Raw genomic sequence first — 26,026 nt, 5'->3', positions numbered from 1 at the left:
AATCTATTGAACCTATAAGACGGACAGGAATAATCAAGTTTTGTCCAACAATATAATAATGTATTAGAGCTCTTTGACAAGTAAGTACTTTAAATAAGTTGTAGATTGGTTAGTTCTTTTTTAGGTGAATTGAGAGAGTAACAATGAAAAATAAAAAAGTAAAGGCTATGAAAACGTAAATTTAAACAGCACTTACATGTTTCTCGGAACGTGTATTTTATGAAGAAAAGAAATTAGAAATTTGATCATTAAATTAATAAACATTTAATTAACCTTATCTAGATGAAACGGAGCAAATATTCTCAATTACTATGGTTTTTGCTGTTGGTTCCGGGGAATGCCGTTTGGGCTTCTTCTTATAATAATTTGGATTCCAATGACATTTCTATGTCACAGCAATCTGTAACAACCAAGGGTACAGTCGTTGATACGAAAGGAATGCCTTTGATTGGAGTAAGCATCCTTGAAAAAGGAACTACTAATGGTACCATTACCGATATCGACGGTAATTTCACACTGAATACAGCTGCAGGTGCTACGCTTGAAATTTCTTATATCGGTTATAAAACATTGAGCCTGGGGGTAAAGCCTAATTTGGGACAGATTGTAATGTCGGAGGATACGGAAGTCCTGGATGAAGTTGTGGTTACAGCCTTGGGTATCAAACGTTCTCAGAAAGCATTGAGTTACAACGTGCAGGAAGTAAAAGGGGATGCACTTACTGCGGTAAAGGATGCGAACTTCATGAATTCACTTGCTGGTAAAGTTGCCGGTGTTCAGATCAGTAGCGGTGCTACAGGAGCCGGTGGTGCTACCCGTGTGGTAATGCGTGGTATGAAGTCTTTGACTAAAGATAATAACGCATTGTACGTAATCGACGGTGTGCCGATGTTCAATACCGGAAAGAGTGGCGGTGAAGGTCAGTTCGGAGAAATGGGTGGCTCAGATGCAGTAGCCGACCTTAACCCGGATGATATTGCCAGTGTAAGTATGATGACCGGCCCTTCTGCAGCTGCCTTGTATGGATCGGCTGCTGCCAATGGTGTGGTTTTGATTACTACAAAGAAAGGTGCAGTGGAACGTACTTCTGTATCAGTATCCAACAGTACTACTTTCTCTAAGGCTTATATGATGCCGGAAATGCAGAACCGTTTTGGTACCAGCTCAGGTCTGTTCAGCTGGGGTGACTATACAGACAGAAGATATGATCCGGCCGATTTCTTCAACACCGGTACCAATATCATCAACTCAATCTCTTTGTCAACCGGTAATGACAAGAACCAGACTTACCTGTCTGCTTCAACTACCAATTCGGACGGTATCCTTCCTAACAACAGTTATAACCGTTATAACTTTACTGCCCGTAATACAACCAACTTCCTGAACGACAGGCTGACATTGGATCTGGGTGCTCAGTACATCGTACAGAACAACAAGAACATGGTTTCTCAGGGACAGTACTATAACCCGATTCCGGCATTGTATATTTTCCCGCGCGGTGAGAACTTTGATGAAGTCCGTCTGTACGAACGTTATAATACAAACTACGGTTATATGGAACAGTACTGGCCTTATGGTGATGGAGGTATGTCATTGCAGAACCCTTACTGGATTCAGAACCGTATTGTCCGTACATCTGAAAAGAAACGTTACATGCTGAACGCTTCTTTGAAGTGGAAGGTTACAGACTGGTTCAATATTACAGGTCGTGTAAACCTGGACAACTCCGATTATCGTAACCGTGAAGAAAAGTCGGCATCTACTCTGACTACTTTCTGCGGTGTGAGCGGTGGTTTGAAAGATGTAATGCGCCAGGAGCGTTCATTGTATGCCGATGTATTGGGTACCATCGACAAGACTTTCGGTGAATTCCGCCTGAATGCCAACTTCGGTGCTTCTATTTACCATACATCGATGGATGAAATCTCCATTGCCGGTGACTTGATTATCCCGAACTTCTTCCAGATTAACAATATCAACTTCTCTGCAAACTATAAACCGGAACCTAGCGGTTACAAAGATGAAATTCAGAGTGTGTTTGCAAGTGCTGAATTGAGCTGGAGAAATCAGTTGTATCTGACACTGACCGGCCGTAACGACTGGGATTCAAAACTGGCATTCTCTGACCAGCCTTCTTTCTTCTATCCGTCAGTGGGACTTTCTGCAGTATTGTCAGAAATGTTTGATTTGCCGGAAGTAATTACTTATGCAAAGGTGAGAGGTTCTTATACAGTAGTAGCTTCTTCATTCGACCGCTTCCTGACTAATCCGGGATATGTATATAACGGACAGACACACAACTGGGAAAATCCGACTACTTACCCGATGAAGAACATGAAACCTGAAAAGACCAAATCATGGGAAGTTGGTTTGAACTTGAAATTCTGGGAAAACCGCTTTAGCTTGGATGCTACTTACTACCGTTCAAATACATTGAACCAGACTTTCAGCGTAGATATCCCGCCTTCATCAGGATATAACAAGGCAATTGTTCAGGCTGGTAACGTACAGAACCAGGGTATTGAACTGGCTTTGGGATTCAGAGATGAATGGGCTGGCTTCGGATGGTCTTCTAATGCTACCTTTACATTGAACCGTAATAAGGTAAAACGTTTGGCCAGCGGCTGCACGAACCCGGTAACCGGTGAATTGATTCAGATGGATGAAATGCATGTAGGATGGCTGGGTAAGGAAAACGTTGCTCCTCGTGTAATTCTGACAGAAGGTGGCTCTATGACTGATATCTATGTTTACAACGAATTGACTAAGGACAACAACGGTAATATCAAAGTTGATCAGAGCGGAAATATCAGTATGTCAGACTCTTCAACTCCGACTAAGGTAGGTGACCTGGATGCTGATTTCAACTTGGGATGGACCAACCACTTCACTTATAAAGGTATTGACCTGGGAGTTGTATTGTCTGCACGTGTAGGTGGTCTGGCTTATTCAGCTACTCAGGGTATTTTGGACTATTATGGTGTATCTGAGGCTTCTGCTATAGCACGTGAAAACGGTGGTATTCCTATCAACAACGGTATGGTTGAGGCTCAGAAATATTATCAGACTATCGGTACCGGTGAAGGTGGTTACGGACGTTACTATCTGTACAGCGCTACCAACGTACGTCTGCAGGAATTAAGCCTGAACTATACACTTCCTAAGAAATGGTTCAAGAATGTGGCTAACGTTACTTTGGGTGTAGTAGGACGTAACTTGTGGATGATTTACTGCAAGGCTCCGTTCGATCCGGAACTGTCTGCTTCTACATCAAGTAACTATTATATGAATGTGGATTATTTTATGCAGCCGAGTTTGCGTAATGTTGGATTCAATGTAAAAGTTCAATTCTAAAGGTTATAATGAAGGTCATGAAAAAATTTATAAGAAATATAACAGCTGGTGCTGCTTTACTGCTTATGGTAGGAAGCTGTACGGACAAGTTTGAAGAATATAATACGAATCAGTATCAGATTCATGAGGCTGACCCTGCCACATTGATGAAGTCAATGATAGAGACAATTGTCAATATCCAGCAGAATGACTCACAGATGCAGGATCAGATGGTCGGACAGTACGGAGGATATTTCTGTGCTTCTAATGTATGGAGTGGCACTAACTTCGGTACTTATAATCAGAGTGATGCATGGAACGCATCTCCCTGGAACACTAACTTCCAGAAGATTTACGGTAACTTCTTCCAGGTTAAGGAAGCTACCAATTCATCTGGACACTACTATGCATTTGCTTGTATGATACGTGCCATCAATATGTTGCGCATTGCTGATACATACGGCCCGATGCCTTACAGCCAGGTAAAGAAAGGTAACTTCTATGTGTCTTATGATACGCAGGAACAGGTATATAAGGCAATCCTGGAGGACTTGGCCAATGCGGCAGAAGTGTTGTATAACTATCATGTAGAAACCAACGGAAATGCTCCGCTGGGTGCCAATGACCCTGTATTTGCCGGCAACTATGCCAGCTGGGCAAAACTGGCGAACTCTATGCGTCTGCGTGTGGCAATGCGTATCAGCTCTTTCTTGCCGGATGTAGCTAAGGAAGCTGCCGAAGCTGCAACCTCACATAAAGCCGGTTTGATTGAAGCTAATAACGATAATGCCATGATGGATTGTGGTACTCAGACCAATCCTTATCAGCTGGCTGCTGTTTCCTGGGGTGACTTGCGTGTAAATGCAAATATCGTGGACTATATGGCTGCCTATAAGGATCCGCGTGCTGCCAAGTATTTCAATGCTTCTACTATTGCAGGATTGAACGGACAGTATGCAGGTATGCGTATGGGTGACAAGGATTTTGCAAAGGCTGATGCGGGTGGATACTCTACTCCAAACATTTCCGGCTCGGATAAACTGTTGGTATTCTGTGCTGCCGAAACTGCTTTCTTGCGCGCAGAAGGTAAGTTGCGTGGCTGGAATGTGGGTTCGAAAACTGCCAAGGAATATTATGAAGAAGGTATTACGCTTTCAATGTCTCAGTATGGCGTTTCTGCTGCTGATTACCTGACTGATGAGACTGTACCGACTGTTACTCACGTAAGTGATAATGTACAGAAGGCTCCGGCAACTATCTCAAATACCGTTTGTGTAAAATGGGATGATGCAGACAATACACTTACAGGTAAAAACTTCCAGCGCATCATTACTCAGAAATGGATTGCCAACTATCCGTTGGGTCTGGAAGCTTGGGCCGAACAGCGCCGTACCGGTTATCCGGAATTCTATCCTTGTATCGATAACCTTTCTGACGGAGTGGTAAGTACATCCAGAGGTGCCCGCCGTCTGGCATTCCCTTACACTGAAAAACAGAATAATAAGGCAAACTGCGATCAGGGTGCATTGGATTTGGGTGGAAATGATACGCCTGCTACCGACCTGAAATGGGCAAAGAAGGATTAATAAACAAACTTAAATGAAAACAACGGTATGAAAAAAATACATTTATTACCTACTTTATTGTTGTCATTGGCAACTTCTTTCATGACGAGTTGCAGTGACTGGACGGATGTAGAGGCTGAGGTCTTCCCCGAAGACATCACTTCTGAAGAATATTATGAAGCTTTGCGTGAGTATAAGAGAAGCGATCACCAACTTGCATTCGGCTGGTTCGGAGGCTGGAGCGGTGAAGGTGCCTTTATGAAGAAATCACTTGCCGGAATCCCGGACAGTGTAGACATCGTGTCTATCTGGGATAACGGTTTGGGACTTTCTGAAGCACAGAAGCGCGACATGCAGTTTGTACAGCAGGTGAAAGGTACCAAGGTGGTTTTCTGTAGAATCCTGGCTTATGTAGGTGACGGTTTTACCCCGTCTTATGTAGGTGAGGGACTGGAAGGTCAGGAATACCGCAATGCGGTCAATGAGTTCTGGGGATTCCCTTCTGACGAAAGTGACCAGGCGGCAGTTGAGGCTTCTATCCGTAAATATGCGCGGGCTGTGGCAGATACTCTGAATCTGTATGGCTACGACGGATTTGATATTGATTACGAACCGAATGCCGGACCGCATGTGGGTAACCTGATTAAGCCGGGTTCGGGAGGACATTATGCCAACAATGAAAACTTTGCGATTTTCCTTGATGAACTGGGTAAATATTTTGGCCCGAAGTCGGGTACTGGAAAACTGCTGTTGATTGACGGTGAACCGCAGAGTATGAACGACAGACCGGAACTGGGAGCTTATTTTGACTATTTTGTCATTCAGGCTTACAACTCAGGAAGTGACAATAACTTGGACGGACGTCTTCTGGGAGGCTATGGAGCCTATAAATGCGGATTGGTGGAAACTTTCGGTGAAGTACTGGGTGAGAAAAAAGTTACTAACATGACCATTATGACCGAAAACTTTGAAGCAGTCGATGTGGCAATGAACGGTGGATATAACTATACTGACCGTTGGGGAAACAGCATGAAGTCTCTGGAAGGCTTTGCACGCTGGCAGCCGCGTAACGGCTTCCGGAAAGCGGGAGTAGGTACTTACCATATGGAAGCTGAATTCGGAACCAATCCGGAGTACAAGAACTTGAGAAATGCTATTCAGATTATGAACCCGTCGGGTCATTCTTTACTTAAAAAATAGATAATATTATGAAACGGAAAAATTATATGAAAATATGTCTTCTCTCGGTTTTATTTGTAGGATTGGGGGGATTGACATCTTGCGATGATGCGAAATACAATACGCTGGATACCCATGCTTATATCAATGAGGCTTTGTCGGGTACAAGCGTGAAAGTGAACGTAGATGTAAATAACGAGAGTTCTACTACACTGGATATCCATGTGAGTGACGCTGCTGCCATGGACAGCCACTTTAAACTGGAGGTAGATTCTTCGGTATTGGATGAATATAACCGTATTAACGGTACCAGCTATATTACTATGCCAGAAGGACAGTATGTATTGCCGGAAGATATTGTCATCGAAGCCGGTCAGTATAATGCTTCTGAAACGAAGGTGGTATTGGAACCCTTCTCTGATGAAATGATGAAATCAGGTGAATCATATGCTTTGCCTGTACGTCTGGTTTCAAAAGACGGTGCTTATCCGGTAATGGAAAATACAGGTACTTTTGTCATTCTGGCTGAAAGTATCATCCGTTTCTCTGCTCCGATGTTTACAGGTGGTGCCAAACTCTTCTCTCAGAGTTATATCGACAATCCGGAAACTTATTCACAGTACACTATTGAAGTTCGTTTCCAGATCAGTGATACAGGCAACCGAAACCGTGCGGTATTCTCTACTGATGACGGAGACGGACGCTATATCCTGTTGAGATTTGAAGACCCGAATGCGGAAAGTCCGGATCATCCGCTGCATTCTTTGGTTCAGATCCAGCTGCACAATGGTTATGTAAACCCGACTCATCATTTTGAAGTCAACAAGTGGCAGCACCTGGCAGTTACTTTCGACGGTATGAACTATCGTATTTATATCAACGGTGTCGACAGTGGTATGCTGGCATGCTCGGATGCTTGTAAGACCTTCAAGGCTGTAAACTGGTTCACTGACGGTGACGGTAACCAGAGTGGCTGGTGGGGCAACTGTAAGATTCTGATCAGTGAAGCCCGTATCTGGTCAGTAGCTCGTTCTGCTGCACAGATCCAGAACAGTATGACACAGGTTAGTCCGAAATCAAGCGGTCTGGAAGCTTACTGGCGCTTGAATGAAGGTTCTGGAAATTCATTCGAAGATGCTACCGGAAAGAATCATTCACTGGCTACTAACCAGAAGGTGACTTGGGTAGACGGTATCTTGTCTACAGATACATCTACTGAGTGGCCTAAATAATCATTAATAATTAACTTACCGCAAGTTCATGGTTTTATTGCATTAAAATCATGGACTTGCATACAGAAAGTAATAGTTTATGAAAAAGTTTTTTCAATATATATTGATGGCCGCTTTCATAGGCGGAACTGTCCCCTTGGCTTCATGCGATGACGATGAGGAAGTTTTGAACGAATGGGATATGACTTATGTCTCATTGCTTCAGGCTGATTATCTGAGACCTGTTCCAACTACCTTTAACCTGACTCATGCTGAGGGATCGGGTATAGAAGGAACCATGGAATTCTCCTTTATGGCTTATGCGACAGAAGTGGTAGAACAGGATGTAACGGTTGACTTTGCAGTTACAACTACTCTTCCTGTCAGTGAGGATAAAATCGCACTGAGTGCACAGTCTATGGTAATCAAGGCGGGTCAGAAAAATTCTGAACCGGTAACATTGAGTATTACCGACTGGTCGGAACTTGAAAAGGTGAAAGATGCTGCTGAATATACGCTCGACATTAATGTAAAAGGCATGAGCTGTGCCGACGATGACGTGGCTCTCAGCCAGTTCAACCAGAAGTTCTCATTCAAGATTGTAAAAGCTGCAGAAAGACCGAAACAGGAGCAGCTGGTTTCTACTCCGACTGAATGGATCTTCACCTTCATGGATGGTGTGGAAAATGCCAATGCCAATTCAGTAGCCGGTACCGGAAGCAGTGATGTGGCTACCGATGGAGTTCCTTTCTGGTTTACTGTCGATTTCAAGACTGTCAAGACAGTATCAGGTATTCAGACTAGGCACTGGGGAGCCTCTTATGCTCCGACTAAAATAGAACTGTTCCGTTCAGATGATGGCTTGGATTGGGTTTCATTGGGACAGTTTGATACCAGTGGATCTACTCAGACCGTTAAACTGGACGAAAGAGTGGATACTCGTTTCCTGAAATATCAGATGATTAATGTGCCGGGACGAGTAGATATAATGAGCTTCTCGGTTTATATGTATCAATGATTCTATAATTTAAGGTAAAATCATAAGTGGGGTGAGGGGCAGCCGATGCTATCGTGCTGTCCCTCACTGTTTTTTCATGGTGTCTGCAGGCAAACGGGAAGAAGCGGGAAGACGCTTGTGGGGAAAGTGAATGGCTTAGGCTGGAAGTAACCTGATTATGCAACTGGAGTTTCCTGGTTGTGCAACAAAAGTTGCATGGACGTGCAACCGGAGTTTCACAATCAGGAAACTTTTATGCCATTGGCCTTGCAGCTGTTTCTGTTAAAAGGATGCCGGCGGGAAGCTTCTCGGAGAGGATGTCGGCGGATTGCCTGTATTGGTGACAACCTGTGGAGAATGATGTGGATAAACGATTTCGGAAGCCGGTTTTCGAAATGAAAGATATGAAGGGGAGCTTTCCGATGAGGAAAGCAAAGGCAAAAAGAAACCCCGTGGATCAGTCGTAAACGACTTTCCACGGGGCTCTTTCCGTTTGAATGACGGAATATATTACCTATGCATTATTCGCGTACCAGTGCAGCCTGTTGCTGTACTTCCTGAGGAACGTAGTCGCTCTGGAAGAAGCGGCTTGCGCGGAGCAAGTGTCGCCAGATACTTACCAGCTCCTGTGATTCCTGAAGGATGTTCAGGTATACCATTGAAGCTTTCAGGCTGGTGCTGTCGGCCTCCTGCATGTGATTCATCTGCTGTTTACGCAGTGCCGAAATCTTATTTTTCAAGGCATCTCCCTTTACCAGGATGTCGTCAGCCTCGCTGTAGTTGTTGGCTTCAATCGATGCACAAGTCCGTTCCATCAGCGTACAGAGCTCTTCTCTGATCGGCAGGAACTCTGCAATGCTCTCTTTTGAAATCGGATTGAAGTTGTTGTCTACGTGTTCCTTGCAAGGCTCACAGATACGCTTCAAGCAGTACAGCATCTGTTCGCAACTGTTGCTGCCCAGGTGGAACCAGGTATTCTTTTCAATGGCTACCGTGATAGGAATACGGCGCAATCCCAGAATTTCCTTACGGCGGCGTTTCTTGAGCATTTTCTTCTGCTCGTCTGCGGCATTCATCGCCTTTTTCAGCAATTTGAGGTCTTCGTTGATGAATCCGTCAGTAATCTTCACATAGCTTTCTTCGCTGAAGCGCAGGTAGCTGGTCATTGTTTCCTGGAAGTGCATACGGAGCAGGGTAAGGATTTCTCCCTTGTCTTTGCTCTGCATCATGCGCTTGAAGATATCATCCTGATGTTCGGCCTTTTCTTTCTTGCCATACTGTATGTGGCTGCGTACCAGCAGGAATACGGCAACACCGATGAAGATGAACATACCTACGAAGCTGGTATAGAACATGATGGCAGTAACCAGGGCACAGATGGTGAAGGCTACGAAGGCAGTGATGAACCATCCTCCGATGACAGACAACATACCGGTGATACGGTAAACTGCGCTTTCACGTCCCCAGGCGCGGTCGGCCAGTGAGGTACCCATGGCTACGATAAAGGTAACGTAAGTAGTAGAAAGCGGAAGTTTCATGGTGGTTCCGATGATGATGAGCAATCCGGAGAGTACCAGGTTCACAGCAGCGCGTACCATATCGAAGGCTGCTCCGTTTTCCAGAATCACCTCATCTTTGTTGAAACGGCTGTCAATCCAGCGGCGTACTCCCACCGGGATGACCCGAACCATGAACTCATTGATAGAGGTCGCGCGGCGTACGATGGTACGTGCCAGTGCAGAAGAACCGAACATTTCGTCACCTTCTTCCTGACGGGCAAGGTCGACAGACGTTTTGATTACATTTTTAGCTTTTTTGGAAGTTGCCAGTGCATATACCATGATAATGCCCGACAAGAACAAGAATATAGCGGGTGTTTGTGCGGATGACATAAGAGATGACATCATGAAGTCGTGTACACCGGCTCCGTTGGAGTTGGCCACATAGTCGGTATACGCAGAGAAGCCTGCCAGAGGAACTCCGATGAAGTTGACAAGGTCGTTGCCGGCAAACGCAAGTGCCAGTGAGAAGGTTCCGAGCAATACGATGATGCGGAATACGTTGACCTTGCACCAGTGTAAAATCTGCATGAATGCAGTGAAGAAAAGGAAGCAGGCAGTCACCAGCATGGTGGTGTTCGCCTCAATCCATCCCATTGCTTCGGGTGTCATGAAAGGAGCGCTTTTCAGTCCTTTGATCAAGACGAAATAAGAAAGAGAAGTGACTGAAATACCTCCGAAGATACCAATGGTCCAGGAAAGTTTCTTTTTGTAATTGAAGCTGAAAATCAGACGGGAAATGTACTGTACAAGTGTTCCGGCGATGAAGGCGATGGCTACCGAAAGGAAGATACCCATGATGACGGAAAGTGCCTTTTCGGTGTTCATCATGTCACCCAGCGTAAGCAGGCCGGTCTCGTCACCGATGATTTTCAGAATGGCCAGAATGAAGGTTCCTCCCAGCAATTCAAAAACCATGGATACGGTGGTCGAAGTAGGGAGCCCCAAGGTGTTGAACACATCCAGCAGCACCACGTCGGTAACCATCACCGCAAGGAAGATACACATGATTTCGTAGAAACTGAAATTTACCGGTTGGAAGATGCCGTGACGTGCGATATCCATCATTCCGTTACTCATGATCGCTCCGGCGAAAACTCCTGCAGCAGCTACAATGATAATGGTCTTGTACCGGGCCACTTTGGCGCCCACTGCTGAATTCATGAAATTGACAGCGTCGTTGCTGACACCTACCAGCAAATCAAAGATTGCCAGCATAAAAAGGAATATAACTATTCCCAGATAAATGGTTTCCATATGTTTAACTTGAGATATTTTTTCGGCTGCAAAACTAGATGAAACATGTTATACTGAGATGTCATAGATGTTACATTTGTGTTACAAAGTAAAAGAAAGATAAATTCACTATTTTATAGTGGGTTTATCGCCCGAAAATTAGTACCTTTGTATCCAAATATTTTAAAACTTAATAGCAATGTCAGAGTCAAAGAGAATTAAGACCGCTTTAGTATCGGTTTACCATAAGGACGGTCTGGATGCCATTATCCGTCGTTTAGCAGAAGAAGGCGTGGAATTTCTCTCAACAGGAGGTACACGTCAGTTTATCGAAAGCCTGGGTTATCCTTGCAAGGCTGTGGAAGACCTTACCAGCTATCCTTCTATTCTGGGTGGCCGTGTGAAGACACTTCACCCGAAAGTATTCGGTGGTATTTTGTGCCGTCGTGAACTGGAACAGGACCAGCAGCAGATTGCTCAGTATGAAATCCCTGAAATCGACCTGGTAATCGTAGACTTGTATCCGTTCGAAGCAACGGTTGCATCGGGTGCGGAAGCACAGGCCATCATCGAGAAGATCGATATAGGTGGTATCTCTTTGATCCGTGCGGCTGCCAAGAACTTCAATGACGTGGTAATCGTAGCCAGCAAGGCACAGTATAAGCCTTTTCTGGATATCATTACGGAAAACGGTGCGGTGACTACACGCGAAGAACGCCGCTGGTTTGCGAAAGAAGCGTTTGCAGTGTCTTCTCACTATGATTCGGCTATCTTCAACTGGTTTGACGGAGGTGAACACTCTGCATTCCGTTGTGCGGTAGAAGAACCGAAGACGTTGCGTTACGGCGAGAACCCGCATCAGAAAGGTATTTTCTACGGTGACCTGAGTGCAATGTTCGACCAGATTCACGGTAAGGAAATCTCTTACAACAACCTGTTGGACATCAATGCGGCTGTCGACCTGATCGATGAATTCAAGGGTGAGACTACTTTCGCTATCCTGAAACACAACAATGCCTGCGGTCTGGCTTCACGTCCTACCTTGCTGGAAGCATGGAAGGATGCACTGGCCGGTGACCCTGTATCTGCATTCGGTGGTGTACTGATTACCAATACTCCTGTAGACCGGGCTACTGCAGAAGAAATCAACAAACTGTTCTTCGAAGTTATCATTGCTCCGGACTATGACGTAGATGCGCTTCAGATATTGACTCAGAAGAAAAACCGCATCATCCTGGTTCGTAAGGAAACTGAACTGCCTACCCTGCAGTTCCGCTCTTTGCTGAACGGAGTGCTGGTTCAGGACAAGGATACGAAGTCTCATACTCCGGAAGACCTGAAGCAGGTAACTGAAAAGGCGCCTACTGCAGCTGAAATTGAAGATATGCTGTTCGCCAACAAGATTGTAAAACAGAGCAAGAGTAATGCCATCGTACTGGCTAAGGGCAAACAGTTGTATGCCAGCGGTGTGGGACAGACTTCACGTGTAGATGCTTTGAAACAGGCTATCGAAAAGGCCAAGTCATTCGGATTCGACCTGAACGGTGCCGTAATGGCCAGCGATGCTTTCTTCCCGTTCCCTGACTGTGTGGAACTGGCCGACAAGGAAGGTATCAAGGCAGTTATCCAGCCGGGCGGATCGGTAAGAGACGACCTGACTTTCCAGTACTGCAACGAACATGGAGTGGCTATGGTACTGACTGGAATCCGTCACTTTAAACATTAATAATTAAAAAGGAAGCGGTTGAAAGCTTTACGGTTCCCGGATCGGACAGGCGTCTGGTCCGGGAACTTGTAAATCAAGACTGAGACTCAAGAACTAAATTTTAAACTAAGAACTTAAAAATGGGATTATTTTCCTTTACACAAGAAATAGCAATGGATCTTGGAACTGCCAATACGATTATATTGAGCAATGACAAGATTGTGGTAGATGAGCCGTCTGTGGTTGCACTTGACCGCCGGACTGACAAGATGATTGCAGTGGGTGAGCGTGCGAAACTGATGTATGAGAAAGAAAACCCGAACATTCGTACGGTGCGTCCGTTGCGTGATGGAGTCATCGCCGACTTCAATGCCTGTGAGCAGATGATGCGCGGGCTGATCAAGAAGGTGAATACGGGACGCCGTCTGTTTACTCCTTCCTTGCGGATGGTGATCGGTGTACCTTCCGGAAGTACGGAAGTGGAACTGCGTGCGGTGCGCGACAGTGCGGAACATGCAGGTGGACGTGACGTGTACCTGATTTTTGAACCGATGGCTGCTGCTATAGGTATTGGTCTGGACGTGGAAGCGCCCGAAGGTAATATGATTGTGGATATAGGTGGTGGATCGACGGAAATCGCGGTTATCTCTCTGGGAGGTATCGTGTCGAACAACTCCATCCGCATTGCGGGAGATGATCTGACTGCCGACATTCAGGAATACATGAGCCGCCAGCACAACGTGAAGGTCAGTGAACGAATGGCAGAACGTATCAAGATACACGTAGGAGCTGCCTTGACCGACCTGGGTGATGAGGCTCCCGAAGATTACATCGTAAGAGGTCCTAACCGCATTACGGCACTCCCGATGGAAGTTCCCGTATGCTATCAGGAAATCGCGCACTGTCTGGAGAAGAGCATCGCTAAAATCGAGACTGCCATCCTGAGCGCACTGGAAAATACACCTCCTGAACTGTATGCCGATATTGTGAGCAACGGTATTTATCTGGCAGGTGGTGGTGCCTTGCTGAGAGGTCTGGACAGACGCTTGACCGATAAGATCAATATACCTTTCCATATTGCAGAGGATCCTTTGCTGAGTGTAGCCAAAGGTACAGGTATTGCGTTAAAGAATGTGGATCGTTTTTCGTTCCTGATGCGATAAAGATTACAGGCAATTGACAATTGACAGTTTATGAGGTGAACAGGTTTCATTGAATTGTCTATTGTCAATTTTCAATTGCCATACATTGGATTATGAGAAATCTGCTGAATTTTTTGTTGAAACATGACCACTGGCTGCTTTTTATCTTTTTGGAAGTGGTCAGTTTCACTCTGTTATTTCGTTTTAATAATTATCAGGGAAGTGTTTTCTTTACTTCGGCCAATTATGTGACTGGGGTTGTATGTGAGATGGCAGGTAATGTTACTTCCTACTTCGGATTACGCCGTGTGAATCGGGATTTGATGATGCGTAATGTGCAGTTGGAATTAGAGGCGCAACGCCTGAAGAGCCTGTTGTATCATTATGAGAAAGACAGTACACAAGTGGCTTTGGTAAACCGTTATCTGGAGGACACTTATTCGGTGATTCCTGCGCGCGTGGTGAACAACAGCATTGTGCGTACGGACAACTATCTGACCATCGACAAGGGAGAGGCAGACAGTGTGTATGCCGAGATGGGAGTGGTATGCGGTACGGGAGTGGTAGGCATTGTGTATCAGGCCTCGGCCCATTATGCCGTAGTACTTTCTGTCCTGAATTCGAAAAGCAGTATCAGTTGTAAGATAAAGCGTACCGATTATTTCGGAGTCCTCAAATGGGAGGGGGGCTCTTCACAATATGCCTATTTGCGTGACATTCCCCGTCATTCGGAATTCAGCCTCGGAGACACTGTGGTGACAAGCGGACACAGTGCGGTCTTTCCGGAGGGTATTCCGGTGGGTACGGTAGACGATATGAGCGACAGTCATGACGGTTTGTCGTATTTGCTGAAGATACGTTTGTTTACTGACTTTGCACGGTTGAATGATGTAAGTGTGATCGGTTTCCAGGGAGCGGCCGAACAGGCGAATCTGGAAAAGAGTATTAAATAATGTGTGTGTCCGGTGGCGACTGAACCGTGCCGGGAGTTTTATTGACGTTTAGTGTGAACTTTTATGATACAGTTAGTATATCGTTCTGCCTGGTTTGTCTTTTTCTTATTGCTGCAAGTGCTGGTGCTCAACCGGGTGCATATATCCGGTTATGCGACTCCGGTACTGTATGTGTACTTTATACTGATGCAGCGCACGGAGACTTCCCGCAAACAACTGATGTTGCAGGCTTTTTTCCTGGGGCTGTGCGTGGATATTTTCAGTAATACTCCGGGAATGAATGCGGCGGCCAGTACGTTTCTGGCTTTTGTCCGTAACGGACTGCTGCGTATGCAGACGCTGCGGGGAATGACGGAAGATTATGCTCCGGGCATGCGTACGATGGGAACCTCGCCTTTTCTGCGATACGTCATCAGTTGTGTCTTTATTCACATCACGCTGCTGCATCTGATCGATGCTTTCTCACTGTGGCAGATGAAGAACCTGCTGTGGAAGATTCTCTCGGATGTGTGCGTGACGGTAATCTGTGTGGTATGTGTTGATATGGCTAGGAGGAAAAGATAGTGGACAGAAACTATGATCTGGTAAAAAGAAGATATGTCATCGGGGGGGCCGTGTTCTTCGTCGCTCTCCTGTTCATCGTGCGGCTGTTCTTCCTGCAAATCATGAGCGATGATTATAAGAAGAATGCCGACAGTAATGCTTTCCTGAAGAAAATACAGTATCCCAGCCGAGGGGTGATTTACGACCGCAACGACCGTTTGCTGGTGTACAATCAGCCGGCATATGACATTACGGTGGTCATGAAGGAGATGGTGAGTCTGGATACGGCCGATTTGTGCCAGACCCTGAACCTTACGCCGGAGTTTGTCCGCAACCGTTTCCGGGACATGAAAAACCGGCGGCTGAACCCGGGGTATTCTCCTTATACGAATCAGGTGTTCATGACCCAGCTCTCGGCCGAAGACTGTGGGGTCTTTCAGGAAAAACTGTTCAAATTTCCGGGCTTTTACATTCAGCGGCGTACCATCCGTCAGTATAATTACAATGCGGGGGCCCATATCCTGGGGGATATTGCGGAAGTCTCGAAGTCGGAAATGGAGGACGATGAGTATTACCTGCCGGGAGACTTCATCGGGAAACTGGGAGTGGAGCGGTCGTACGAAAAGCAGTTGCGCGGTGAAAAAGGGGTAGAGGTACTGCTGCGGGATGCTCACGGAAGAATACAGGGAAATTATATGAACGGAAAGTTCGACAAGCCTTCCGTCCCGGGAAAGAACCTGGTTTTGAGTCTGGATATCGACTTGCAGATGTTGGGTGAGCGTCTGCTGGAAGGAAAAATCGGAAGTATCGTGGCTATCGAACCGGAGACGGGAGAGGTGCTCTGCATGGTGTCTTCGCCTTCTTACGACCCTCATATGATGATTGGACGAAACCGGGGAAAGAATCACAATGAAATGGCACGCGATCCCTGGAAGCCGTTGCTGAACCGGGCAATTATGGGTACTTATCCTCCCGGATCGACGTTCAAGACGACTCAGGCGCTGACCTTCCTTCAGGAAGGGATTATCAATACGGGTACCAGTTATCCTTGTTTCGGGGGATTTTCGTATAAGGGACTGCATGTGGGTTGTCACGGACACCCTTCGCCTTTGTCTTTGGTGCCTGCCATTGCGACTTCCTGCAACGGTTATTTCTGTTGGGGACTGTATTATATGATCGGGGCACGCCAGAAATACGGTACGGTGCAGAAGGCCATGAATACCTGGCGTGATTACATGGTTTCGATGGGCTTCGGCTATACGCTGGGCATCGACCTTCCCGGTGAGAAGCGTGGAATGATTCCGAATGCGAATTTTTATGATAAGGCGTATCGCGGGTCCTGGAACGGGCTGACTGTCATCAGTATCTCTATCGGACAGGGTGAGGTGACGGCAACTCCTCTTCAGATTGCCAATCTGGGGGCGACCATTGCCAACCGAGGATATTTCGTGACACCTCATGTGGTGAAAAAGGTGGAAGGAGAGGCTCTTGATTCGCTGTATACCCAGCGCCGGTATACCAAGGTGGATGCCAGTCATTACGATGAAGTGGTGCAGGGCATGAGGGCCGCTGTGACGGGAGGTACCTGCCGGATGGCGAATTTGCCGGACATTGAGGTGTGCGGCAAGACGGGAACGGCCCAGAACCATGGAAAGGACCATTCGGCATTCATGGGATTTGCTCCGATGAACAACCCTAAAATCGCCATTGCGGTGTATGTGGAAAACGGAGGATGGGGAGCTACGTACGGGGTTCCTATCGGCCGTCTGATGATTGAACAGTATTTAAAGGGAAAACTCAGCCCGGAAGACGAGGTATTGGCTACGGATATTCAGAAAAGAAGAATTGATTATGGCTTACAGGAAAGATAGTATATGGAAGACGGTGGACTGGTGGACGATTGCATTGTATGTCATACTGGTCATGTGTGGCTGGCTCAGTATCTGTGGAGCCAGCTACGACTACGGTGACCCTGATTTCTTCAGTCTGTCTACCCGTGCCGGAAAGCAGTTGATGTGGATCGGGTGTTCCTTCGGTCTGGGCTTCGTGCTGCTGATGATTGAGGAGCGCTTCTATGATACTTATGCCTATCTGATTTATGGCATCTTATTGCTTCTGCTGTTCGGAACCATCTTCAATCCTCATGAAATCAAGGGGTCGCGTTCGTGGATCGTGCTGGGACCGGTGAGTCTGCAGCCTGCCGAATTTGCCAAGTTTGCTACGGCCCTGGCACTTGCCAAGTATATCGGTGAATATACCTTTTCGATGGAGAAGGGAAAGAACCTGATGATGGCATTGGGAATCATTCTGGTACCGATGGTGCTGATTGTGTGTCAGAAGGAGACGGGTTCTGCACTGGTGTATCTTTCCTTTTTCCTGGTGTTGTACCGGGAGGGAATGACCGGAGCGGTATTGTTCTCCGGTATTTGTGCGGTAGTCTATTTTATTGTGGGTATCCGTTTCAGTGAGGTCATGATGCCCGACGAATGTACCTCGTGGGGCGATTTCTCGGTGATGACCCTGATTGTTATCTTCTCGGCCTTGCTGGTGAAGGCCTACGGAAAGAATTACAGTCGTGCTTTCGGTTATATCCTGCTGGCAGGCCTTGGTACCATATTGCTGGGAGTTCTGTTCTCGTTGTACGTAATTCCTTACGACGTGGCCGTCTTGCAGGCGTTTGTCTTTCTGGCATTGTGCATCTACCTGGTTTATCTCTTCCTGAGGGAAAGACTCCGGAGCTATCTGTATATCCTGTTTTTTGCCCTGGGCTCTGTAGGCTTTTTCTATTCGGCCGATTATGTCTTTAATGATGTGCTGGAGCCGCATCAGCAGGTGAGAATCAAGGTGCTGCTGGGTATGGAGGACGATCCGACGGGAGCGGGCTATAATGTCAACCAGAGTAAGATTGCCATCGGTTCGGGCGGTTTCCTGGGAAAAGGTTTTCTGAACGGTACCCAGACCAAACTGAAATATGTGCCGGAACAGGATACCGACTTTATCTTCTGTACGGTGGGTGAGGAGCAGGGTTTCGTAGGAGCATCTGCTGTCATTCTTTTGTTCTCGGTTTTCATCTGGCGCCTGATCTGGCTGGCCGAGCGGCAGAGTTCCCGCTCTGGCAGGGTGTACGGATACTGTGTGCTGAGTGTCTTTTTCTTCCACCTGTTTGTCAATGTGGGGATGGTATTGGGACTTACTCCTGTAATCGGTATTCCCTTGCCTTTCTTCAGTTATGGAGGATCATCCCTGTGGGGATTCACCATCCTGCTTTTCGTCTTTCTGCGTATCGATGCTTCCCGTGAGGGGTAAGAGGCAGATACCGATGTCACTGACTTCTTCCAGCGGATTCTCTTTCATGAGGTGGATAAGCTGGAGAATGGAATCGGTCTCCTGCAGGCGGATGGTACCGACAGTCTGTACGTACTGAATCAGTGTCTTTCCATTGCCCTTCCAGTTGCCTTCCTCGTCCGACAGATACAGATGAAAGGTATCTGCAGGCAGATCGGGCTGTGCCGGACGGCTCAAGGCGAGCCAGATGTCACGGTAAGGATAGCGTATGGTGTGCCGGATATCGATTTCCAGCGAATAGGTGCCGGGAAGCGTAAGTGAGTGGGGAAGCTGGAAAGAAAGCATATCTTTATTTTCCCACGATGGACCGACCTGCTGGTACGAGTGGTATTGGGGAGAAGGCTGACAGCCGCTTGTCATGATTATCAGCAGACTGCACAGGCAGATGCATACGGACAGTGACCGTAAGTGTCGGGTAAAAAAATGAAAAACGTTATACATACTCAGTGGGATGACATATCATTTCTGCCTGATACAGGTGATGTATCAGACAGAAATTGTAAAGTAATCAGGAAATAGGCTGTTCTTTTTCTGCTACGGCCTTAGGACCGGCCGGCTTTTTATCTCCAGCCTGCTCATTGGCCGGTTTCCGGTTGAAGTTGCGGTTGTTCTTTCCTCCGTTGTTCTTCTTGTTTTCCTGTCGTGCGGCAGGACGCGGTGCATTGCCGTTTTCCGAGGCAACAGGGGGACGCTTGGCATTTTCTGCCTTGACCGGTTTTTCGTTCTTTGCGGGCTGATTCGTCTTTTCAGCTTCCGGAGAAACACCGTTCACTTCTTTGTGCTGAGGCTCGTTATTTCCTCCTTTTTTCTTTTCTCCGTTCTTTTTCTCGTTCTTCACGCCCGGAGCATTTGGCTTTTCTCCTTTTTTCTTTTTCCGGTTCTTGCTTGCCTTGTTCTTGTCGAAACGGGTCAGGCTTTCCTGCTCCAGCAAGTCCTTCGACTGCTTGGTCTCAGTATGTCCGTCGTCCTGAAGTTTTTCCGGTTTCTCACCCCGTTTGTTCATGTTGATGATTTCAAAGGCACGGCGGGCAGTAATGGTTGCCTCATTGGCCAGGAAGTTCTTGTCGGTAGAATAGGTGATGACTCCCTTCAGAATGTCTGCCTTGAAGTAGAAATAAGTCGCATCCTGTGTTTCCAGCGTGATTTCCTTGCTTGGCAAGCGCTTCTGGCATTCTACGTATGCATCGATTTCATAATTGAGGCAACATTTCAGCTTGGCACACTGTCCGGCGAGTTTCTGCGGATTCAGTGAAATGTCCTGATATCTTGCCGCACTGGTTGAAACCGATACGAAACTGGTCATCCAGGTAGCACAGCACAGCTCGCGTCCGCAAGGACCGATACCTCCGATACGGCCGGCTTCCTGACGCGCTCCGATCTGTTTCATCTCGATACGGACCCGGAAGGCTTCGGCAAGCACCTTGATAAGCTGACGGAAGTCCACACGCTCGTCGGCAATGTAGTAGAAGATGGCTTTGTTGCCGTCTCCCTGATATTCCACGTCACCGATTTTCATCTGCAGACCCAGGTCGGCCGCAATCTGTCTGGAGCGGATCATGGTGGAATGTTCGCGGCTCTTGGCTTCCTCGTATTTCTCCAGGTCCACCGGTTTGGCCTTACGGTAGACACGCTTGATTTCAGCGTCCGGTTTCATGCCGCTTTTCTTCATCTGCAGCAACACCAGCCGTCCGGTCAGAGTGACGGTTCCGATGTCATGACCGGGACTGGCTTCTACAGCCACGATATCCCCTTTTTCCAGTTTCAGACGGTTGCTGTTCTTGTAATATCCCTTTCGGGTATTCTTGAACTGCACTTCCACCATATCTTGTTCTTCCGGATCGGCAGGAATGTCTGCCAGCCAGTCGTATGTATTTAATTTGTTGTTCTGTCTGCCACAGCCTTTGCAGGACAGACTTCCACTTCCGTTTTTCAGCAGGAACTTACTCATATATATTATTTTTTATGCAGACTCTCCGGTCCGTCGCTTCGTATCGGCAGGCCCCGGAGGATATTCTTTATATTAGGTTTATATTAAGGTTGCTTTAGTAATACAATCATTTTCAGTGAGAAATCGAAGAATACAAATTTGGCATTGGCATTCTGCTCAATGTGTCTTTGAGCCAGTTCGATTTCGGTCAGAATACCTATCACGTTCCTTTCGTTGATGAAAGGGGCGAACCTGACAGCAAACTGCTGTTCGGAAACCGACAGGTAGTTCATGTCTTTTTGCCTGAAGTTGTAGATAAAGTTCTCGCGCAGCATGTGCTGGCAGTAGGATAAAAAGCGCTTTTGCTTTTCTCTTCCCATTCCGGCCAGCTGCTCGCTCCAGGCTTTCATTTCTTTGATCTGTCTGGCATAGGCAAGGCGCATCAGTGAGACAAACAGGTCGAAGAAGATATTGTTTTCTTCGTGCGTATGGATGGTCTCCAGGGCTTTCAGTACACTTCCCTCCGAACGGTGTGCGATATCGGCTGCATCAGTGGGGGGGAGCATGTACCGCTTTTCGAGCATCTGGCTCAGGTCGCTTTCTTCCAGTAAGGGGATGTTGATGCGCTGCATACGGCTTACCAGTGTGGGAAGTACCATGTCGGGTTCTTCCGTCACCATCAGAAAGACGGTGCCCTTGGGAGGCTCTTCCAGAAGTTTCAATAACTTGTTGGCGCATTCCGCGTTCATTTTTTCCGGCTGCCAGATAATCATGATCTTCCGGTCTCCCTGCGAGGCCTTGAGCGACAGTTTCCGGTAAATCTCATCGCTTTCGTCCACAAAAATGCCGGGTTGCGCATTTCCCGCTTCAATGCGCTGCATCCATTGGGAAAGGGAGAAGTAAGGAGATTCTGTCAGCATCTGTCTCCAGGGCTCTATCCAATCGTCGGAAACCACGGGGCGTCCGGGCTTTTTCCTGATGACAGGAAAGGCAAAATGTACATCCGGATGTACGAGTTTTCTCATTTTCACGCACGAGGGGCATTGTCCGCAGGCATCGTCGTGCTGCGGGTTTTCACAACACAGCAGGGTTGCGAAAGCCAGTGCCAAAGGCATCTTTCCGGTACCTTCGGCTCCGCACAGCATGATAGCGTGAGGAACTCGCTGCTCACGTAACATGGAAAGGAGGATCTCTTTTACTTTATGTTGACCGATGACATCTTGCAATAACATATCAGAAAATTTTTTCGGCTACTTGTTTTACGCTGTCTACCGCTCCTACCGTGTAGAAGTGAAGACTGGGAACTCCCTGGGCCATCAGTTCACGGCACTGGTGGATACACCATTCGATACCCAGTTGCTTGGCCTGACTGTCGTCCTTGCATTTTACCGCTTCGGCAGCCAGCTCCATCGGCAGGTCGACCTTGAAGGTCTTCGGAATGACGCTCAACTGTGACAGTTTGCTGAAAGGCTTGATTCCGGGGATGATAGGGATGTGGATACCCTCTTCCCGTACCCGTTTCACAAACTCCAGGTAGCGGCGGTTGTCAAAGAACATCTGGGTAACGGCATATTCCGCTCCGGCTTCTACCTTCTGCTTCAGGTACATGATGTCCATGTCCATGTTGGGGGCCTCTTCGTGCTTTTCCGGGTAGCAGGCTACTCCGTAGCTGAAAGGATGAAGCGGTGCCTTGATGGGAGAACCGTCGATGAACACCCCCCGGTTGAAGTCGTTCACCTGCCGTTCCAGGTCGAGAGCATGTGCATGTCCTCCCGGTTCCGGAACAAAGGAAGATTCGTGCTTGGCCTTGTCTCCCCGGAGAATCAGCAGGTCGGTGATGCCTAAGAACTGCAGGTCGAGGAGCATGTATTCCGTATCTTCCTGAGTAAATCCGCTGCACAGCAGATGAGGTACCACCGTAATGTCATAGCGGTTTTTGATGGCAGCCGCTACGGCTACCGTTCCCGGACGGCGGCGGATCCGTCGGCGTTCGAACTGTCCGTCGGGCAGGGGCATATATACGTATTCACTGCGGTGGGTGGTTATATTGATATATTGTGGGTTGAACGGCCTCAAAGTCTCAATATCCTGATAGAGCTTCTCTATGTCTGTTCCTTTAATAGGCGGAAGCAGTTCAAAAGAGAACATAGGCTCAGGTCGTGATGTGATTAAATCGATTACTCTCATTTCGTTATCTTTGTATCTGTTTGAATTTTAATTGCACTTTCGCAAAAATACAAAAAAATGTGGTACTTTCTAACAGATGTCCTGAAAAGATATTTTATGAGCCGATGTCAGAGAACGGGAGTAAACAAATGGGCAAACCAGCCTAAAATACGTTTCCTGATGCTGCGTTTCTTGTATTCTTCCTTGGTAAGGACGGTGCTGTCTGCCTTGTCCTGGCGGAAAATCTCTGTCAGTTCGGCCGTCACCGGCAGGTCGAGGATGAATGCATTGATTTCATAATCGTATCTCAGGCTCCGGCTGTTCAGGTTGGTACTGCCTACCGTGCAGAAGCGTTCGTCTATCATCATGATTTTGGAATGATGAAATCCTCCGTTGTAGATGTAGATGTGGGCTCCTTTCTTCCGGAGTGAGTTGGCGATGTAGAGGGCGGCATCAGGCGTAAAGGGAATGTCCGATTTTCCCGGAATCATGATGTCTACCCGTACTCCCCGCTTGATGGCCTTTTCCAATGCCTTGCGTATGCTTGCCGTCGGAGTAAAGTACGGATTGATAATCTGTATTTTATGGCGTGCGGAGTTGATGGCTGCAATATAGGCATCCCGCATCGCTTCCGGGGTCTCTTTCGGTATCCGCTGCACGATGGCTACCTGGCTTCCCCGGGTGGAGTCGGCCTGTGTGGCTGCTGCGGTAAAAGGGAAAAACTCCGGACCGTTGATGTGCTGTCTGGTTTCTTTGTTCCAGGTGTGCAGAAAGGCTTTCTGCAGTTCTTCCACTGCCGGACCTTTGATGCACACGTGCATGTCTCTCCACTGACCGACCTTGGGCAGGCCGTTGATGTAATAATCGGCAATGTTCATTCCTCCGGTGTAGCCAACTTTTCCGTCGATGACGACAATCTTCTGATGATCACGGCTGAATGCGTGGTTGATGTAGGGAAAACGGATCGGGTCGAATACCCTTATGTCAATTCCTTTGTCGCGGAGTATCTTCAGGTGTTTTTTTCTCAGAGGGCGGTTGTTCGACATGTTTCCGAAGGCATCGAACATGGCTCTGACCTTGACTCCTTCTTCGGATTTCCGGATGAGGATTTCAAACAGCTCGCGGGCGATAGAGTCATTCCGGAAGTTAAAATATTCCAGATGAATGTGTTTCTTGGCTTTTTCTATCTCACGGAACAGGTGTTCGAACTTTTCTCTTCCGCTCGTCAGCAGTTCCAACTCATTGTGGAAAGTGGTTTTGATGTGCTGTTCCTGTAAATAACGGACAAACAGCGTATCCGAAGAGATATAATTTTTAAAATAGTTGTCCAAACTGTCCGGGGTGTTGGCCGATAGCCTACAGGAAAAGGAGATACATCCCCAAAACAGCAACAATATGTATATGTAGTGGTATTTCTTCCAACAGTTAATTTTATATATCATGTGCTTTAATTTTAGGAGGACAAAAATATAAAATAAAAACAAGAAAAGGTCATTTCCCTCTTTCTTACTCGGCATTTATGTATTTTTAGACCATAAAAACGGACAAATCAACTGAAAATAAGCCGTTATTGTCGGGCGGAAAGCCGTGGGTGACTGCAGGTTCGTTTGTTTTTGTGGGATAAAATTTATAAATTTGTTGAAAATTGGATAATTGAACGGGGTATGGATGCTGCTGTAATAAATGAAGTCTTTTCGGGATTGTTCCATGTACTTTATTTGGCGGTGATTCTGGTAACTATTTTCATCGTGATATTGGACAATCGGAATCCGGTCAAGACGATGGCATGGATTCTGGTCCTTTTTTTCCTGCCGGTAATAGGATGGTTCTTGTATTATTTCCTCGGGAGGAGTACCCGAAAGGAACGCCTGATTACCCGTAAAGGGTATTCGAGACTGAGCAAGCGTCCGGTGCAGGCTTTTCAGCAGCAGGATACTTCCTTCCAGTGGTCGGAACTGAACCGGCTGGGTGATTTCTTTTACAGGGTAAATTCGGCCCTGTTGTTTTCCGGAAACAAGGTAGATGTGTTTACCGACGGTCATACGATGCTGTCGGAACTGATCAGGTCGATAGCTCAGGCCCGCCATCATATTCATCTTCAGTTTTATATTTTCGAAGACGATCCGATGGGAAGGCTGCTTCGGGACCTGTTGATTGATAAAGTCAGACAGGGTGTTCAGGTACGCCTGCTCTACGACGACGTCGGATGCTGGAAAGTCAGTCCGATGTTTTACGACGACATGTTGTGTGAGGGAATCGAGGTCCAAAGCTTTCTGAAAGTCCGTTTTCCCCGTTTCACCAGCAAAGTCAATTACCGTAACCATCGCAAGATAGTGGTCATCGACGGAAAGGTCGGTTTCATCGGAGGCATGAACATTGCCGAGCGCTACCTGCACGGACTGGGGTGGGGAAAGTGGAGAGATACCCACGTGCGGATCACCGGCAAGGCCGTATACGGTTTGCAGACGGCCTTTCTGACCGACTGGTATGCCATGGACCGTACCTTGCTGACGGCGGCGGAGTTCTTTCCGAAAATTGAGGATGCCGGCGATTCGGTGGCTCAGATAGTCACCTCGCATCCCGTAGGGGAATGGCATGACATGATGCAGGGTATTATTCTCGGGCTGACCCGTGCCCGCCATTATTTTTACGTACAGTCTCCTTATTTCCTGCCAACCGATGAGGTCATGAATGCTTTTCAGATAGCTGCCCTTGCCGGAGTTGACGTGCGGGTGATGCTGCCCAAGCGGGGAGATACCTTCCTTGCCCATAAAGGATCGCTTTCGTATATGGACGACCTGCTGAAAGCCGGAGTCAAGGTCTATCTCTATCGGCGAGGCTTTCTGCATTCCAAGATGATGGTTTCTGACGATGAGGTCGCTTCGGTCGGGTCGGTCAATATGGATTTCCGCAGTTTCGAACACAACTTTGAGGCCAATGCTTTTTTCTATGACCGTCCGACCGTGTTGCGGATGAAGAATATTTTTCTGGCAGACCAGAAGGACAGCCTGCTGCTTTCGTCCAAGGTCTGGGGCAAGCGCTCCCGGATGAATAAAGCTACGGAGTCCATCGTGCGCCTGTTCGCTCCTTTGCTGTAAGTTCGAAAAGAGTCATGGGGAGAAGCCTCCTGGAAAATGGGGGAAGGTGAAGTTCCGGAAAGAGGGA

Annotated in this window: 18 protein-coding genes; 12 read left to right on the top strand and 6 right to left on the bottom strand. The window is 47.2% G+C overall.

Features of this window, described 5'->3' with window-relative positions; genetic code table 11:
* Positions 1-387 precede the first annotated feature (387 nt).
* From H3001_RS04545 to H3001_RS04525, 5 genes are all read left to right on the top strand, one after another.
* A complete protein-coding gene (locus H3001_RS04545) occupies positions 388-3,354 on the top strand; it encodes a SusC/RagA family TonB-linked outer membrane protein (RefSeq protein ID WP_178244133.1) in 2,967 nt (988 codons plus the stop codon).
* Between the two features lie 17 nt (positions 3,355-3,371).
* Complete coding sequence (locus tag H3001_RS04540; RefSeq protein WP_178244134.1) at positions 3,372-4,919, top strand: SusD/RagB family nutrient-binding outer membrane lipoprotein; 1,548 nt, start codon at positions 3,372-3,374, stop codon at positions 4,917-4,919.
* A gap of 27 nt (positions 4,920-4,946) precedes the next feature.
* Positions 4,947-6,098, top strand: coding sequence for a glycoside hydrolase family 18 (locus H3001_RS04535; protein ID WP_181214190.1), 1,152 nt, complete (start codon positions 4,947-4,949; stop codon positions 6,096-6,098).
* An 8-nt stretch (positions 6,099-6,106) separates the two neighbouring features.
* The gene (locus H3001_RS04530; protein WP_181214189.1) at positions 6,107-7,309 is read left to right on the top strand and encodes a DUF1735 and LamG domain-containing protein; all 1,203 of its coding nucleotides are present in this window, start codon (positions 6,107-6,109) and stop codon (positions 7,307-7,309) included.
* 79 nt (positions 7,310-7,388) lie between these two features.
* Positions 7,389-8,306: a DUF4999 domain-containing protein gene (locus H3001_RS04525; RefSeq protein ID WP_178244137.1), complete on the top strand. Its 918-nt coding sequence runs from the start codon at positions 7,389-7,391 to the stop codon at positions 8,304-8,306.
* A gap of 500 nt (positions 8,307-8,806) precedes the next feature.
* On the opposite strand, the gene H3001_RS04520 is transcribed toward H3001_RS04525, so the two are convergent.
* The gene (locus H3001_RS04520; RefSeq protein ID WP_178244138.1) at positions 8,807-11,101 is read right to left on the bottom strand and encodes an inorganic phosphate transporter; all 2,295 of its coding nucleotides are present in this window, start codon (positions 11,099-11,101) and stop codon (positions 8,807-8,809) included.
* 178 nt (positions 11,102-11,279) lie between these two features.
* Between H3001_RS04520 and purH the strand changes: the two genes are divergently transcribed.
* The 6 genes from purH (at position 11,280) to rodA (ending at position 18,729) form a co-directional block, all read left to right on the top strand.
* Complete coding sequence (purH, locus tag H3001_RS04515) at positions 11,280-12,806, top strand: bifunctional phosphoribosylaminoimidazolecarboxamide formyltransferase/IMP cyclohydrolase (protein WP_178244139.1); 1,527 nt, start codon at positions 11,280-11,282, stop codon at positions 12,804-12,806.
* 119 nt (positions 12,807-12,925) lie between these two features.
* A complete protein-coding gene (locus tag H3001_RS04510; RefSeq protein ID WP_178244140.1) occupies positions 12,926-13,948 on the top strand; it encodes a rod shape-determining protein in 1,023 nt (340 codons plus the stop codon).
* A gap of 92 nt (positions 13,949-14,040) precedes the next feature.
* Positions 14,041-14,880 carry a rod shape-determining protein MreC gene (mreC, locus tag H3001_RS04505; protein WP_181214188.1) on the top strand — a complete coding sequence of 280 codons (840 nt, stop codon included), beginning with the start codon at positions 14,041-14,043 and terminating at the stop codon, positions 14,878-14,880.
* Positions 14,881-14,943: 63 nt separating this feature from the next.
* Positions 14,944-15,444, top strand: coding sequence for a rod shape-determining protein MreD (gene mreD, locus H3001_RS04500; RefSeq protein ID WP_181214187.1), 501 nt, complete (start codon positions 14,944-14,946; stop codon positions 15,442-15,444).
* Complete coding sequence (mrdA, locus tag H3001_RS04495) at positions 15,444-17,294, top strand: penicillin-binding protein 2 (protein WP_178244143.1); 1,851 nt, start codon at positions 15,444-15,446, stop codon at positions 17,292-17,294. Before mreD ends, mrdA begins: the two co-directional genes overlap by 1 nt.
* A complete protein-coding gene (rodA, locus tag H3001_RS04490) occupies positions 17,275-18,729 on the top strand; it encodes a rod shape-determining protein RodA (RefSeq protein ID WP_178244144.1) in 1,455 nt (484 codons plus the stop codon). The genes mrdA and rodA overlap by 20 nt, the downstream gene beginning before the upstream one ends.
* Here rodA and H3001_RS04485 read toward each other — a convergent pair.
* The 5 genes from H3001_RS04485 to cls (H3001_RS04465) form a co-directional block, all read right to left on the bottom strand.
* Positions 18,661-19,128 carry a gliding motility lipoprotein GldH gene (locus H3001_RS04485; RefSeq protein WP_181214186.1) on the bottom strand — a complete coding sequence of 156 codons (468 nt, stop codon included), beginning with the start codon at positions 19,126-19,128 and terminating at the stop codon, positions 18,661-18,663. The two genes, rodA and H3001_RS04485, sit on opposite strands and share 69 nt — an antisense overlap.
* A gap of 148 nt (positions 19,129-19,276) precedes the next feature.
* Positions 19,277-20,716, bottom strand: coding sequence for a PSP1 domain-containing protein (locus H3001_RS04480; protein ID WP_181214185.1), 1,440 nt, complete (start codon positions 20,714-20,716; stop codon positions 19,277-19,279).
* An 83-nt stretch (positions 20,717-20,799) separates the two neighbouring features.
* Positions 20,800-21,927: a DNA polymerase III subunit gene (locus H3001_RS04475; RefSeq protein WP_181214184.1), complete on the bottom strand. Its 1,128-nt coding sequence runs from the start codon at positions 21,925-21,927 to the stop codon at positions 20,800-20,802.
* 1 nt (position 21,928) lies between these two features.
* Complete coding sequence (metF, locus tag H3001_RS04470; protein WP_178244148.1) at positions 21,929-22,882, bottom strand: methylenetetrahydrofolate reductase [NAD(P)H]; 954 nt, start codon at positions 22,880-22,882, stop codon at positions 21,929-21,931.
* A gap of 107 nt (positions 22,883-22,989) precedes the next feature.
* Positions 22,990-24,303, bottom strand: a complete 1,314-nt coding sequence (cls, locus tag H3001_RS04465) for a cardiolipin synthase (protein ID WP_181214183.1) — start codon at positions 24,301-24,303, stop codon at positions 22,990-22,992.
* 222 nt (positions 24,304-24,525) lie between these two features.
* Between cls (H3001_RS04465) and cls (H3001_RS04460) the strand changes: the two genes are divergently transcribed.
* On the top strand, positions 24,526-25,959 hold the full coding sequence (gene cls / locus H3001_RS04460; protein WP_181214182.1) for a cardiolipin synthase: 1,434 nt from the start codon (positions 24,526-24,528) through the stop codon (positions 25,957-25,959).
* Positions 25,960-26,026 lie beyond the last annotated feature (67 nt).

The sequence above is a fragment of the Phocaeicola faecicola genome (assembly GCF_013618865.1).
Lineage (GTDB): Bacteria > Bacteroidota > Bacteroidia > Bacteroidales > Bacteroidaceae > Phocaeicola > Phocaeicola faecicola.
The sequence above is the reverse complement of the archived record's forward strand: the minus strand, read 5'-3'. Positions and strand labels throughout refer to the sequence as shown.

What these genes read in the sequence shown, in the direction of transcription:
- H3001_RS04545 (WP_178244133.1), top strand. Translation starts at nt 388, where the DNA reads ATGTCACAGCAATCTGTAACAACCAAGGGTACAGTCGTTGATACGAAA.
- H3001_RS04540 (WP_178244134.1), top strand. Translation starts at nt 3,372, where the DNA reads ATGAAAAAATTTATAAGAAATATAACAGCTGGTGCTGCTTTACTGCTT.
- H3001_RS04535 (WP_181214190.1), top strand. Translation starts at nt 4,947, where the DNA reads ATGAAAAAAATACATTTATTACCTACTTTATTGTTGTCATTGGCAACT.
- H3001_RS04530 (WP_181214189.1), top strand. Translation starts at nt 6,107, where the DNA reads ATGAAACGGAAAAATTATATGAAAATATGTCTTCTCTCGGTTTTATTT.
- H3001_RS04525 (WP_178244137.1), top strand. Translation starts at nt 7,389, where the DNA reads ATGAAAAAGTTTTTTCAATATATATTGATGGCCGCTTTCATAGGCGGA.
- H3001_RS04520 (WP_178244138.1), bottom strand. Translation starts at nt 11,101, where the DNA reads ATGGAAACCATTTATCTGGGAATAGTTATATTCCTTTTTATGCTGGCA.
- purH (WP_178244139.1), top strand. Translation starts at nt 11,280, where the DNA reads ATGTCAGAGTCAAAGAGAATTAAGACCGCTTTAGTATCGGTTTACCAT.
- H3001_RS04510 (WP_178244140.1), top strand. Translation starts at nt 12,926, where the DNA reads ATGGGATTATTTTCCTTTACACAAGAAATAGCAATGGATCTTGGAACT.
- mreC (WP_181214188.1), top strand. Translation starts at nt 14,041, where the DNA reads ATGAGAAATCTGCTGAATTTTTTGTTGAAACATGACCACTGGCTGCTT.
- mreD (WP_181214187.1), top strand. Translation starts at nt 14,944, where the DNA reads ATGATACAGTTAGTATATCGTTCTGCCTGGTTTGTCTTTTTCTTATTG.
- rodA (WP_178244144.1), top strand. Translation starts at nt 17,275, where the DNA reads ATGGCTTACAGGAAAGATAGTATATGGAAGACGGTGGACTGGTGGACG.
- H3001_RS04485 (WP_181214186.1), bottom strand. Translation starts at nt 19,128, where the DNA reads ATGACAAGCGGCTGTCAGCCTTCTCCCCAATACCACTCGTACCAGCAG.
- H3001_RS04480 (WP_181214185.1), bottom strand. Translation starts at nt 20,716, where the DNA reads ATGAGTAAGTTCCTGCTGAAAAACGGAAGTGGAAGTCTGTCCTGCAAA.
- H3001_RS04475 (WP_181214184.1), bottom strand. Translation starts at nt 21,927, where the DNA reads ATGTTATTGCAAGATGTCATCGGTCAACATAAAGTAAAAGAGATCCTC.
- metF (WP_178244148.1), bottom strand. Translation starts at nt 22,882, where the DNA reads ATGAGAGTAATCGATTTAATCACATCACGACCTGAGCCTATGTTCTCT.
- cls (WP_181214183.1), bottom strand. Translation starts at nt 24,303, where the DNA reads ATGATATATAAAATTAACTGTTGGAAGAAATACCACTACATATACATA.
- cls (WP_181214182.1), top strand. Translation starts at nt 24,526, where the DNA reads ATGGATGCTGCTGTAATAAATGAAGTCTTTTCGGGATTGTTCCATGTA.